Raw genomic sequence first — 12,372 nt, forward strand, 5'->3', positions numbered from 1 at the left:
CGCCGGCGGCTCAAGGGAATCACGTGGCCGGAGAGTGCCAACGCCCCCTTCGGTCAAGGCAGTTGGAGAAGACACCGGTCGACGGACCAGGGACTTCCCGCCTCGCCCGCCGCTGCCCGCGCCCCGGACACCCGCCCGCTCGCACGGCTGCGCCTCAGGTGGAACACAGGATTCCCTCAGCGGACCGGGACAGAATCCGGACATGACTGGCACCACTGGGTCCCGCAGCAGCCGCGTCCGTGTGCTCATCGTCGACGACGAGCCCGCGCTCACCGAGCTGCTCTCCGTCGCGGTCACCGAGGCCGGCTGGCGGCCCTACCCCGCGCCGGACGGGCACAGCGCGCTGCGGATCGCCCGCGGCTGCGCCCCGCACGCCGTCGTCCTCGACGGCATGCTGCCCGACCTGGACGGCGTACAGGTGCTGCGCCGGCTGCGCTACGAGAACCCGCGGCTGCCCGTCCTCATGCTCACCGCGCGCGACGCGATCGAGCACCGCCTCGACGGCCTGGAGGCGGGCGCCGACGACTACGTCACCAAGCCCTTCTCCCTGGAGGAGGTCGTCCTGCGGCTGCGCGGACTGCTGCGCCGGGCGGGCAGCGAACGGACCCCGACCGACGACTCCGTACGGGTCCTCGGCGATCTCGTACTCTCCGGCGAGACCCGTGAACTGCGCCGCGCCGGTGAGCCGATCCAGCTCACCGCCAAGGAGTTCGACCTGCTCACCCTGCTCCTCGACCATCCCCGCCAGGTGCTGAGCAAGGCCCAGATCCTCGACCACGTGTGGAGCACCTCCTTCGACGGCGGCGGCAACCTCGTCGAGGTCTACATCTCCAGCCTCCGCCGGAAGATAGACCGGGGCCGCGCGCCGATGATCCACACCGTACGGGGGATGGGATACGCCATACGGCCCGTGGAGGACGGCAGATGAACCTCCTGACCCGCAACCGAGGCCGCCTGCACGGCCGTTCACTCCGTACCCGCCTGCTGCTCTTCATCAGCGCCACCCTGATCGCCGTGTGCGCCACGATGGCCCTCACCACGGTCTTCGTCCAACGCGCCTATCTGCTGGGCAACTTGGACGACCGGGTCGGCGACGTCGCCCAGCGCAGCCTCGGCGGGGCCGAACTGCGTTCGGGCTTCGACGACGACCTCGGGTTCCTCTCGGAGAACGGTCACGCGGCCGGGACACTCGCCGCGCGGCTGGACGGCAAAGGCGCGATCATCGCCGCGGCCGTCGTCAGCCAGGACGCTCCGCCCCAGAACCTCACCACCGCCCAGCGCACGGCCCTCAAGGGCATCGAAGCCGACGGCGCGAAGCACACCCGCACCGTGCCCGGCCTCGGCACCTACCGGATCACCGTGCTCGACGACGACAACGGCGTCCGGGTCCTCGCCGGCCTTCCGATGGACGACGTACAGGACATGATCAGCGGCCTGGTCGTGGTCGAGGCGGCCGTCGCCCTCACCGGACTGACCGTGGCGGGCTTCCTGTGCGCGGTCGTCATACGACGGCAGCTGCGGCCGCTCGGCCGGGTCGCCGCCACCGCCGTCGAGGTCTCCCGCTCACCGCTCGGCCACGGCGAGGTCACCGCGCTGACCCGGGTGCCCGAGCGGGACACCGACCCGGGCAGCGAGGCAGGACAGGTCGGCGCCGCGCTCAACCGCATGATCGACCACGTCGAGTCCTCGCTCGCCGAACGCCAGCGCAGCGAGGAGCAGGTGCGCCGCAGCGAGGAACGCATGCGCCGCTTCCTCGCCGACGCCAGCCACGAACTCCGCACCCCGCTCGCCTCCATCGCGGGCTACGCCGAGCTGATGAACCGCGGCACCGACCGCATCGAACCCGGGCTCGCCTGGCGCCGGGTCACCGCCGAGTCGGCACGGATGACGGGCCTGGTGGAGGACCTGCTGCTGCTCGCCCGGCTCGACGAGGGCCGGCCGCTGCAGTCCGCCGAGGTGGACCTCGCGGCCGTCCTCGCCGAGGCGGTGTGGGACGCGCGCGCGGCGGGCACCGGCCACGAGTGGCAGCTCCACCTGTCCGTGGACGCCCCCGCCCTGGTGATCGGCGACGAGGCCCGCCTCCACCAGGTGCTGGCCAACCTGCTGGCCAACGCGCGTATGCACACCCCTGCCGGCACCACGGTCACGGCGAGCGTCGAGGCCACCGCCGACCGCACCGTCGTCATCCGGGTACGCGACGACGGCCCCGGCATCCCCCCGGCCCTCCTCCCCACGGTCTTCGAACGCTTCACCCGCGCCGACGCCTCCCGCGCCCGCTCCGGCGGCAAGGAGGGCGGCTCCGGCCTCGGCCTGGCCATCGCGACGGCGATCACCGGTGCCCACGGCGGCCGTATCGACGTCACCAGCGTCCCCGGCCGCACCGAGTTCACCATCGAACTCCCGGCGGCCGAACTCCCGCCCGCAGAAACACAGATACGCGCCCGTACGGCACCGGTCTAGCCGCCGTACGGGCGCGTATCCGCTACTGACTCGCTGCTACGGAGTGGTCGTGAACGAGTCGAAGTCGGCCTCGCCCGTGGTGCCCGAGGCGTGCGAGGTCTGGGTCAGGCCGACGTCCTGGGTGGCCGCGGCGGTCGGGACGTCGATCGTGCCGACCAGGTTCCAGGTGACGTCGTCGGTGGAGTAATAGCCGCTGTAGGTCGTGCCGTTGCGCACCAGCTTCAGCCACGACGGGTAGACGGCGGTGCCGGTGGAGTCCTGCGAGTCCAGCTTTCCGTCGCCGTCGCTGTCCCAGTCGAGGAGGTAGCCGTTGCCCGGGGTCGCGACCAGGGCCAAGTAGCCCGGGGACGTGTCGGGTTGGGTGATGTCGTTGCGGACCATGATCCCGGCCTTGGCCCAGACATCCGTGTCCGACTGCGAGTTGAGCTTCACGGTCGTCACCGAACCGTCGTGCTCGGCACCCGGCAGATAGACCGTGCCGTACTCGTTCGTGCCGTTGTACAGGTCCGCGCCCTGGGCCCGGATGCCGAGTTGGGTCCCGGACTGGCTGAAGCTCGCCGTGGTGGAGGCGAACGTCTTGTAGGGGGCGGTCACTTGGTGGTTGACGGTGATCGTGTCACCGGCGGCCAGCCGGGTCTGCCCCGCCGACTTGAAGCGGTAAGTGGCGCTCCCCTTGAAGTCGCTGGAGTCGAAGAGCTTCGGCGAGGACGGGATGGAGACGGAGTAGGTGACCTTCAGCGCGTGCCCGCCGCGGATCGTCCTGGCCCGGGTCGCCGAGTGCGTGGTGATCTTCGTGCCGGCCGGCCCGGTGAGGGTCAGCGCGGCATCGGTGATCGGCCGCGACCCGTTGTCGGACAGGACGGCCGTCACCGTACGCGTGGTGCTGTCGCTCGACGCGGGCGCCCAGTCGAGCCCGAACGACACGACCGGAGCCGCGCCGCTCACCACGTGCCGGCTGCCGTGCACCCGGTACAGGACCACGCCGTGCGCCGGCACATTGGCGGCGATCCGGCCCGCGGACTCGGTCAGCCGCTTGCTCCACAGATCCCGCAGGGAGTAGTCGCCCGCCTTGGCCAGCCCCAGCGCGGACGCGGTCGTGGCGACCTCCCGGGGCGCCGATCCGGTGTTGAACAGGCCCACCACGACATCCCCGTTGGGCTCGGTCTTGGCGAACACCTGCGCATTCGCGTCCGAGGAGACCCGCTTGGCGTCGATGCCGTCCTGGTCGACCGCGAGGACATCGGTGTTCTTCAGCAACGCGAGGTCGGCCGGGTCGAGATGCGTGAGATCGGTGCCGAGGAAGAGCGGCGAGGCGGCGAGCGACCACAGACTCATCTGCGTCCTGCGCTCGTCCGGGGTCAGACCATTGTTGTCCCCGTTCCCGATCTCCAGGGAGTCGTAGTCGTTGTACCCGCCGGGTCCGCCGTACGGCGCCCAGGCGGCGACCTGGTCGAAGCGCGAGGCGACGGAGGCCCAGGTGGTCAGGGGGTAACTGCTGCCGTCCGGACCGCAGTAGCACTCGATGTCGCCGCCGGTGCGCCAGCCGTTGGAGAGCTTCTTCCAGGTGGCCGCGTTGTTGATGTCGAGGTTGTTCGACAGCTCCAGGTGGATCGGCCGGCCGGTGTGCCGTAGCGCGTCCGACCAGGCCTGGACGTCCTGCTGGTCCGAGGTGCCGACGCCGTCGATCTTGAGGTAGTCGATGCCCCAGCCGGCGAACTGCCCGGCCCAGGAGTCGATGAACGTCTGCGCGCCGGGCTTGGTGTAGTCGATGCCCACCATGCCGCCGCAGTTGTAGTTGCTCTCCGTCGTCGTGGTCGCGATGTCCCGTGCGTGGTACGGCGTTCCCTCGATCGCCGTGTTCTTGGCGACCGCCTGCTGGGAGATCCCGGGCGTGACGTACAGCCCGAACTTCAGCCCCAGGGAGTGGACGTAGTCGGCCACCACCTGGATGCCGTTCTCACCGCCCTTGGGCGGGAACTTGACGGGGTCGGTCACCCAGCGCCCGTACTGGTCGACGTCCGGCCCCTGGCTGCCCGGGCACTGGTACCAGAAGTCGTCGACGTTGGCGTACACGAACCCGTTTTCGGCCAGTCCGCTGGTCTTGAGCGCCTCGGCCTGTGCCTCAATTGTCTGCGCGGTCGGATTGCGCCGGACGAAACTCCAACTGCTCCACCCCAGCGCGGGTTTGACCCCGACAGCGTTGCCGACAGCGTTGTCATCGGCCCGCGCGGACTGCCCGCCCGTCGCGGTGACCCCCATGGTGAGCAGCAGCGCTCCGGTCAACGCGGCCAGCGCACCGCGGATCTGTCTTCTCATGAGCTGTTCCTCCATCGCAACGCCCACATGACTCAGAAAACGTCAAGAACAAACCCAGTGAACGCGACAAGTGAACATGACCGAACGCCAGTCACCACATAGCGCGCTTGGCCAAAACTGGGTCAAGTCTGTGGGGCAGCTGTGGCGACATCGGAGGGAAGGTCCCACTTGGGCAGGTCGGCCGGATCGGTCGAGGCGCTCAGCCGCCGCCGGCCGGGCGGTCACCCAGCAACCGCGCCTGTTCCCGCTTCAGTTCGCCGAAGCCCTGCCGCGCGTACGCGGCCAACTCCGGGCCCGGGAACCAGACCAGCGACAGATGGTCCGAGAAGTCACCCCGTGCCCAGCGCTCCACCGTGATCTCGTACCCCGCCGCGTGTGCACACAGTTCCAGCAGCAGCGACGGCATCTCCGGCTCTCGGAGCAGATCCGCCCGGCCGACGACGAGTTCCCGCATCTCCCGCAGGACGGGCAGGAACACGGTGGTCACCCACAGCCGCCAATCGGCCAGTTCCTCGTCGGTCGGCGGGGCCGCCCCGTCGCTGAAGGGCGAGACACCCCCGGGCCGGGCGTGCCGTTCCACGAACGCGGCGAAGGTACGGGCGTTGACCTCCGTCAGTGCGAACAACGGCCCGTAGAAATCGCTGAGTTGCCGGTTGACCCGGGCGAGCCGCTCCTGTCGCTGCGCCAGCCGCAGACTGTTGAGATAGGTGGCGGCGAACCCGGCGAAGGCCAGGGCGACCGTGACGGCGACTGCGAGCATCCACTGATCGTAGGAGCATGCCGCCGCAGCGGGCCGACCTGAAAGCAGTTGCCGTCCCGGTGGATTCGGTGAACGCTCCCGCTGTTCGGGGAGTCGGGGGAGGGCGGGAAACGCCACATCCTGGAAGGGCGGCTGCTCTCGCTCGCTCTGGAGGCGCTGCGGATCGGAGCCGATGTGATTCTGGATTTCGGCTGCTGGTCCCGTGACGAGAGATCCGCGATCCGCCGGCTCACGGAGCCCGCGGACGCGTCCTGCCGCCTCGTGTACCTGCCGGTGGAGCGGGCGACCCGGCGCGCCCGGATCGCTCACCGCCAGGCCTCGGCCCCCGAACACACCTTCCCGATGAGCGAGTCGGACCTCGCGCGCGCCGGCGGGCGCGCTTCGAGGAGCCCGACGCCGCGGAAATCGCCGGTCGTGACATCGGCTGTCCGCCGCCGGGCCGGCCGGATTGGCCCGCGTGGGCCGCCGCTCGCCGGCCGTCCTTCGCTTGACCGTCCTTCACCTGACCGTCCTTCACCCGACCGCCCGGCGCCCAGCAGAAGCAGGAGCAGGAGCAGGAACACGGCCAGGCTGCCCGGTCCGCCCGCCTCCAGCACCTTCGCTGGTCAAACGAGGTCGGGAGTGTTCACTTCGCCGGGATCACGTTGCGCAGAACGGGAGTTGACCGCCGTCCAGGGACAACCTCGCCGCGGCGCCGGACTTCTGTCCGTCCCGCACCCCGTCCGTCCCGCACTCCGGTCGACCTCTGGACCCGGCGGCCCGGAAGCCGTCCGGGCCGCCGGTGCAGGCCGTCGACGGCGCCTGCCGTCGGACGATCAGTCGTAGGGGTTGAGCGACGCGCCGGACGTGCTGCAGTTGTCGAAGGTCGTGTCGCGGCAGACCGTCACCCCGAGGCTGTGGATGCCGCCGTCCAGACTGCCCGGCAGGGCGCTCCAGGTGGTCGTGGTGCCGCACCCGCTGGTGTTCCAGTGGTTCGGGAACTGGAAGCCCGGCACGGTGACGTAGAAGAACACCGGGTGGGCGTCGCAGGAGGTGTCGCTGAGCTTCACGTTGCGCAGGGTGAAGGACTCCGATCCGGTCCAGTCGACGGTGAGCGAGACGGAGGCGCCCGTGGTGCTGGCGCTGAGCGGTTGGTTGTCCGAGGCGTTGGCCGTGCCGGGCGTGAGCCCCAGGGCCACGGCCGCGAGGCCGCCAACGAGGGCGGCGATACCGCGCTTCTTCATGATTCCTCCCGTGAGTTCGGGGCGAGTTGTCTTCTCCCGCCGCGATGTGGTGCCGAGTCATCGGTTGTGCGGACCGACGGCGTGGTCACTCGCCGACGGCTTGGCGGCAACAGGCTGTCGCCGCGGCCGGGCCGGCGCCAAGGGGCTCGGGGTGCCTTGGGAGGACGGGATGGCGATGCCCCTCTGACCTGCGTCGTCGCGAAGTCGCTGGGACGTCGCTGGGATGCCGCTCCCGCGTTCCGGCGTCTCCGCGGAAGCCGGTGCCGACGAAGCCGCGGGCCGGACCCCGGCGCCGCCCCGGAAACGGTCCACCCGTGCCCCGCCGTTTACAGCCTCCCCAGTCCGCGCTAACTTCACGGGCAGTGGGGTGGGAGCGCTCCCACCCGCCCGGCGGTCCGGAACCCGCCGGGTGCGGCCGGGTCGCCCCACCCCACGCCTTCACCTCCGCACGTTCCGCACGACCGCCGAGCGAAGGTAAATCTGTCATGCCTATGACAATCTTGAGAACCGAACCACGATTACCGCGCCCCACCCCTCGACGAGCCCTGTTCCTCGTCCTGTTGGCCCTGCTCACCACCGTCCCCGCGCTGGCCCTGATCCTCGCCACCGGCGGCACCGCGCAGGCCCACGGCACCCCCATGAAACCCGCCAGCCGCACCTTCCTCTGCTGGCAGGACGCGCTGACCACCACCGGCGAGATCAAACCGATCAACCCGGCCTGCAAAGCGGCCCAACAGGTCAGCGGCACAACGCCGTTCTACAACTGGTTCTCCGTGCTGCGCTCCGACGGCGCCGGCCGCACCCGCGGCTTCGTGCCGGACGGTCGGCTGTGCAGCGGCGGCAACCCCAACTTCACCGGCTTCGACCTCCCGCGCGACGACTGGCCGCTCACACATCTCACCTCGGGCGCGACGGTCGACTTCTCGTACAACGCCTGGGCGGCGCACCCGGGTTGGTTCTACGTCTACATCACCAAGGACGGCTTCGACCCGACGAAGACACTCACCTGGGACGACATGGAGGACACCCCGTTCCTCACGGTCGACCACCCGCCGCTCAACGGCACCCCGGGCACCGTCGAGGCCAACTACTCCTGGACCGGGCAGCTTCCGGCGAACAAGTCGGGGCGGCACATCATCTACATGGTGTGGCAGCGCTCGGACAGCACCGAGACCTTCTACTCCTGCTCGGACGTCGTATTCGACGGCGGCAACGGCGAAGTGACGGGTATTCACGACCCGGGCAACCCCACCGACCCGGTACCCGGGGTCTGTTCGGCCACCCGCCGCACGACGGGCAGCTGGCCCGGCGGCTACCAGTCCGAGGTGACCGTCACCAACTCCGGTGACGTCCCGATGCTCGGCTGGATGGTCGACTGGACGCTTCCCGGCGGCCAGTCGGTCGCCAGCCTCTGGAACGGCAACGCGACCTACGCCGGCCAGGACGTGATGGTCCACAACGCCGACTGGAACGGCTCACTGAGTCCGGGACAGAGCACCACCTTCGGCTACGTCGTGAACGGCGACGGAGGTGACCCGGCAACTGCCCTTCCCTGCCAGGTCGGTTGAGCCTGCGCTCGGGGCGGACCCGGTGGACGGGGGGCCACCGGGTCCGCGAGCCGGATGGGCGATGGGGGTGAGCCCACCCGGGTGGTGCATGGCTTGGAGCGACACTGCGATGCGACAACGTTGTCAAATGGTCTGCATACGACTCTACCGCGCCAACGGACAACGATGTCAACCCAGTTGGCCTGCGGACGCCGTCCGAGTGGCCGCCCAGCGTGCCCTCGCCGGCCCATGCGCTCTTCCGTGGTACGGGTGGCGCACGTTACTGTCCCTGCGGCTTGTGCGACCTGTGGTGCGCGACCCGTCCGAAGGAGGAGGGGCCGCGTCATGCGTTTCCGTCCCATGTCCCTGCTGCTCGCCACCGCGCTCGCGGTCGGCGGCGCCACCCCCGCCCTGGCGGCCACCGCCGCCCCACCGCAACTCGTCAAAGACCCCAGCGCCTACGTCGATCCGCTGATCGGCACCAAGAACGGCGGCAATGTCTTCCCGGGCGCCGTCGTGCCCTTCGGCATGCTCTCCTGGAGCCCGGAGAACACCAGAGGCAGCGCAACAAGTACGGCCGCGCCGGGCGGTTACCAGTACGACGCCACCCGTATCCGCGGCTTCAGCCTCACTCACATGTCCGGCACGGGCTGCGCGGGCGGCAGCGGCGACATCCCGTTCTTCCCGTATGCCGGCGAGGTCACCTCCTCCCCGGCCAGCGACACCAAGGACGCCGTCTACGCCTCCGACTTCAGCCACACCGCCGAGACCGCCGAACCCGGCCACTACAAGGTCGGCCTCGCCTCCGGCGTCACCGCCGACCTCACGGCCACGGCCCGCACCGGCTCCGGCCGCTTCACCTACCCGGCCGACAAGCCCGCCTCACTCCTGATCCGCACCGCCAACTCCGAGGTGGGCTCCACCGATTCGTCGGTCACCATCGACCCGGCGACCCGCACGGTCTCCGGCTCGGTCACCTCCGGCAACTTCTGCGGCTACCTCGACCCCGAGGGCCAACGCGCCTACTACACCCTGTACTTCACCGCTACCTTCGACCGCGCCTTCAAGACCACCGGCACCTGGCAGGACGACAAGCTCACCCCCGGGTCGACCTCCGCGACCGGCGGCACGGGCGGCTTCACCAACGGCGGCCGTCCCGTCGCGGGCAAGGGCGCGGGCGGCTACGTCGAGTTCGAGCCCGGCACCGGCCCGGTCGGCGTCAAGGTCGGTATCTCGTACGTCAGTCAGGCCGGCGCCGCGGCCAACCTCGCGGCGGAGAACCCGCCGAAGCGCTCCTTCGACGCGGTCGAGGACGCGGCCCACCGCGCCTGGCGCGACCAGCTCGGCGCGATCAAGGTCGGCGGTGGCACCGACGCCGAGCGCACCACCTTCTACACCGCGCTCTACCACTCCCTCCTGCACCCGAACGTCATCAGCGACGCCGACCGCAGATACACCGGCAGCGACGGCAAGGTGCACAAGGTCGGCAAGGGGCACGAGGCGCAGTACGGCACCTTCTCCGGCTGGGACATCTACCGCTCCCAGGTCCAGCTCCTCACCCTCCTCAACCCCCGAACGGGCTCCGACATCGCCCAGTCCCTCTACGAACTCGCCCAGCAGAACGGCGGGATCTGGGACCGCTGGCTACATGGCGCGAGCGGCACCCACGTCATGAACGGCGACCCCTCGCCCACCGCCCTGGCCGGCATCCGCGCCTTCGGCGGCACGGACTTCGACCTGAAGGGAGCCCTCGCCTCCCTTGTGCAGGCGGCGACCGTACCGACGGCCCAGGACCTGTCCTCCTCGGGCAAGCCGGTGCTCTCGGTCGGCCAACGCCCGTCTCTCGACAAGTACTTGAACCTGCACTACATGCCGTCCGTCTCCAACGCCTGGGGCGGTGCCGCCGAGACGCTGGAGATGTCCACGGCGGACTTCGCACTCTCCCAACTCGCCACGGCAGCAGGGAAGAAGAGCACGGCGGCCGACTTCGCCAAGCGCGCCCAGTGGTGGCAGAACAACTTCAACATCGCCGCCGATCCCACCGGCGGCTACATCGCCAACCGCAAGGCGGACGGCAGTTGGGTCACCGGCTTCACCCCGGGCACCGGCAACGGCTTCGTGGAGGGCACGGCCGCCCAGTACACCTGGATGGTCCAGCACAACCCGGCGGGCCTCTTCGCGGCCATGGGCGGCACGGACAAGGCCCTCGCCCGCCTCGACTCCTTCTTCCATGAGGCGGACGGGAGTTGGGCCTTCACGGGTAGCGGTGGCGACAAGTCCGAGCTGGACAACGAGCCGTCCGTCAACGTCCCCTACCTCTACGACTACGCGGGCGCGCCGTACAAGACCCAGGAGACGGTCAGGGCGGCCATGAAGCAGCTCTGGACGACCGACCCGGCCGGCATCCCCGGCAACGACGACCTCGGCGAGATGTCGTCCTGGTACGTCTTCTCCGCGCTCGGCATGTACCCCCAGGTCCCCTCCCGCGCCGAACTCACCCTCGCCTCCCCGTTGTTCGAGCGCATCGAGATCAAGCGCCCGCACGGCAACGACATCTCCATCCACGCGCAGGGCGCGGCGACCGACGCCCCGTACATCCAGTCCCTGAAGGTCAACGGCCGTAGCAGCGACCGCCCTTGGCTCTCCTCATCGATCGTCAGGAACGGCGGCACCCTCGACTACACCCTCTCCACCACCCCGAACCGCACCTGGGGCAGCGACCCCGCCGACGCCCCGCCGTCCTTCCGCACCGGCGAACAGCCGTACCAGATCGGCGTCGGCCCGACCGCCGCGACCCTCGCCCCCGGCGACACCACCAAGGTCAACATCAAGGCCCTGTCCCTGAGCGGCGGCACCGGCCCCGAGGTCCGCTACAGCGTCGAGACGCCCGCCGGAGTGACGGCAACTCCCGCGCAGGGAACGGTCGTCGACGGCTCCCAGGACATCACCCTCACGGCCGCCACGGACGTCAAGCAGGGCTTCTACGACGTGAAGGTCACCGTCACCTCGGGCGACACGTCGTACGAGCAGCCGGTGTCCCTCACGGTCGCCGCGCCCGGCACCCTGCTCGCCGCCTACAACAACACCGGCGTCTCCGACGACACCGGCGAGCACGACGAGGCGGACTACGACGGGGGCGGCTGGAGCTACTCCCTCCAGGCGCTCTCGGCGGCCGGGCTGACGCCGGGCGGCACCGGCACGGTGGACGGGCTCGGCTTCACCTGGCCGAACTCGCCGAACGGGCGCCCGGACAACGTCTCGGCGGCCGGTCAGACCCTCCAACTCCCGCAGCCCGCGGCCAACTTGTCCTTCGTCGGCAGCGCGGTCAACGGCAACCAGCAGACCAAGGCGACCGTCACCTACACCGACGGCAGCACCGACGTGATCGATCTGTCCTTCACGGACTGGACGGTCGGCGGGGGCGGCGGCACCGTGCAGTACGGGAACGAGATCGTCGCTCGGACCGCGTACCGCAATGTCGCGGGTGCGGACAAGGACCCGGTCGTCACCTATGTGTTCGCCACCAAGCCCTTCGCGGCACCCACGGGCAAGACCATCAAGAGCGTGACACTTCCGGACGACCCGGATCTCCATGTGTTCACCCTTGCGGTGAACTGACGTCCACAATGTGTGCCCTCGTCCGTTCCGGTGGCGGGGGCACACCGTCGCGTGCGAGCATCCGCAGATGGTTAAACGGCCGCAGCTGCCCGAGGAGTTCCGGGCCGAGGCGCGTTCGGCCTTCGCTTTCCTGGTCGAGGGCGAGGGCTTCGCGCCGCCGGAGGACATAGACGGCGGCCTGCGTTATGTGCGCGCCGACCTCATGGTGCGCGTCTGGTTCCTGGGCGGCGCCGAGTCGGAGGTCCTGACACGACTGATCCCCCTGGCGCCGGACGGCACCAGGGGGAAAGGGGCTTGGCTGGACGACCTGTACAAGGCCGCCGCCTGCGGCCCGGCCCAGGACGTCCCCGTCTTCGCGTCGACCAGGAGAGGCGTGCTCAGACGGGTCCACCAGCACGCGGAGGCGTTGCGCCGACTGCTGCCCCGCCTCCCCGTGCCGTGACCGTGC

At 70.1% G+C, this 12,372-nt stretch carries 9 protein-coding genes; 6 read left to right on the forward strand and 3 right to left on the reverse strand.

What is annotated here, in order from left to right; genetic code table 11:
* The first annotated feature begins 202 nt into the window (after nucleotides 1-202).
* Together SSP08S_RS43385 and SSP08S_RS43390 are read left to right on the forward strand one after the other, a co-directional pair.
* Nucleotides 203-928 (forward strand): response regulator transcription factor, encoded by a 726-nt coding sequence (locus SSP08S_RS43385; protein ID WP_026179341.1) that lies wholly within the window; start codon nucleotides 203-205, stop codon nucleotides 926-928.
* Complete coding sequence (locus SSP08S_RS43390) at nucleotides 925-2,460, forward strand: sensor histidine kinase (protein ID WP_019073912.1); 1,536 nt, start codon at nucleotides 925-927, stop codon at nucleotides 2,458-2,460. Before SSP08S_RS43385 ends, SSP08S_RS43390 begins: the two co-directional genes overlap by 4 nt.
* Nucleotides 2,461-2,496: 36 nt before the next feature.
* On the opposite strand, the gene SSP08S_RS43395 is transcribed toward SSP08S_RS43390, so the two are convergent.
* Together SSP08S_RS43395 and SSP08S_RS43400 are read right to left on the reverse strand one after the other, a co-directional pair.
* On the reverse strand, nucleotides 2,497-4,776 hold the full coding sequence (locus SSP08S_RS43395) for an NEW3 domain-containing protein (RefSeq protein ID WP_245608071.1): 2,280 nt from the start codon (nucleotides 4,774-4,776) through the stop codon (nucleotides 2,497-2,499).
* A gap of 199 nt (nucleotides 4,777-4,975) precedes the next feature.
* A complete protein-coding gene (locus tag SSP08S_RS43400) occupies nucleotides 4,976-5,536 on the reverse strand; it encodes a hypothetical protein (protein ID WP_019073914.1) in 561 nt (186 codons plus the stop codon).
* Nucleotides 5,537-5,710: 174 nt separating this feature from the next.
* Here SSP08S_RS43400 and SSP08S_RS64650 point away from each other — a divergent pair, with 174 nt between their 5' ends.
* On the forward strand, nucleotides 5,711-6,361 hold the full coding sequence (locus tag SSP08S_RS64650) for a P-loop nucleotide/nucleoside kinase family protein (protein WP_369407115.1): 651 nt from the start codon (nucleotides 5,711-5,713) through the stop codon (nucleotides 6,359-6,361).
* On the opposite strand, the gene SSP08S_RS57030 is transcribed toward SSP08S_RS64650, so the two are convergent.
* Entirely contained in the window at nucleotides 6,352-6,759 is a 408-nt protein-coding gene (locus SSP08S_RS57030) for a hypothetical protein (protein WP_019073915.1), read from the reverse strand. The genes SSP08S_RS64650 and SSP08S_RS57030 overlap by 10 nt on opposite strands.
* A gap of 485 nt (nucleotides 6,760-7,244) precedes the next feature.
* Between SSP08S_RS57030 and SSP08S_RS43410 the strand changes: the two genes are divergently transcribed.
* The 3 genes from SSP08S_RS43410 to SSP08S_RS43420 all read left to right on the forward strand — a co-directional run bounded on the left by SSP08S_RS43410 (nucleotide 7,245) and on the right by SSP08S_RS43420 (nucleotide 12,366).
* Complete coding sequence (locus SSP08S_RS43410; protein WP_026179343.1) at nucleotides 7,245-8,327, forward strand: lytic polysaccharide monooxygenase auxiliary activity family 9 protein; 1,083 nt, start codon at nucleotides 7,245-7,247, stop codon at nucleotides 8,325-8,327.
* Nucleotides 8,328-8,651: 324 nt separating this feature from the next.
* A complete protein-coding gene (locus SSP08S_RS43415) occupies nucleotides 8,652-11,924 on the forward strand; it encodes a GH92 family glycosyl hydrolase (RefSeq protein ID WP_026179344.1) in 3,273 nt (1,090 codons plus the stop codon).
* A 67-nt stretch (nucleotides 11,925-11,991) separates the two neighbouring features.
* Entirely contained in the window at nucleotides 11,992-12,366 is a 375-nt protein-coding gene (locus SSP08S_RS43420) for a hypothetical protein (RefSeq protein WP_019073918.1), read from the forward strand.
* The last annotated feature ends 6 nt before the right edge of the window (nucleotides 12,367-12,372 follow it).

This window comes from Streptomyces hokutonensis (assembly GCF_000376565.1).
In the GTDB taxonomy this organism is placed as follows: domain Bacteria; phylum Actinomycetota; class Actinomycetes; order Streptomycetales; family Streptomycetaceae; genus Streptomyces; species Streptomyces hokutonensis.

Coding starts and splice junctions, on each gene's coding strand:
- SSP08S_RS43385 (WP_026179341.1), top strand. CDS start 203: ATGACTGGCACCACTGGGTCCCGCAGCAGCCGCGTCCGTGTGCTCATC.
- SSP08S_RS43390 (WP_019073912.1), top strand. CDS start 925: ATGAACCTCCTGACCCGCAACCGAGGCCGCCTGCACGGCCGTTCACTC.
- SSP08S_RS43395 (WP_245608071.1), bottom strand. CDS start 4,776: ATGAGAAGACAGATCCGCGGTGCGCTGGCCGCGTTGACCGGAGCGCTG.
- SSP08S_RS43400 (WP_019073914.1), bottom strand. CDS start 5,536: ATGCTCGCAGTCGCCGTCACGGTCGCCCTGGCCTTCGCCGGGTTCGCC.
- SSP08S_RS57030 (WP_019073915.1), bottom strand. CDS start 6,759: ATGAAGAAGCGCGGTATCGCCGCCCTCGTTGGCGGCCTCGCGGCCGTG.
- SSP08S_RS43410 (WP_026179343.1), top strand. CDS start 7,245: ATGCCTATGACAATCTTGAGAACCGAACCACGATTACCGCGCCCCACC.
- SSP08S_RS43415 (WP_026179344.1), top strand. CDS start 8,652: ATGCGTTTCCGTCCCATGTCCCTGCTGCTCGCCACCGCGCTCGCGGTC.
- SSP08S_RS43420 (WP_019073918.1), top strand. CDS start 11,992: ATGGTTAAACGGCCGCAGCTGCCCGAGGAGTTCCGGGCCGAGGCGCGT.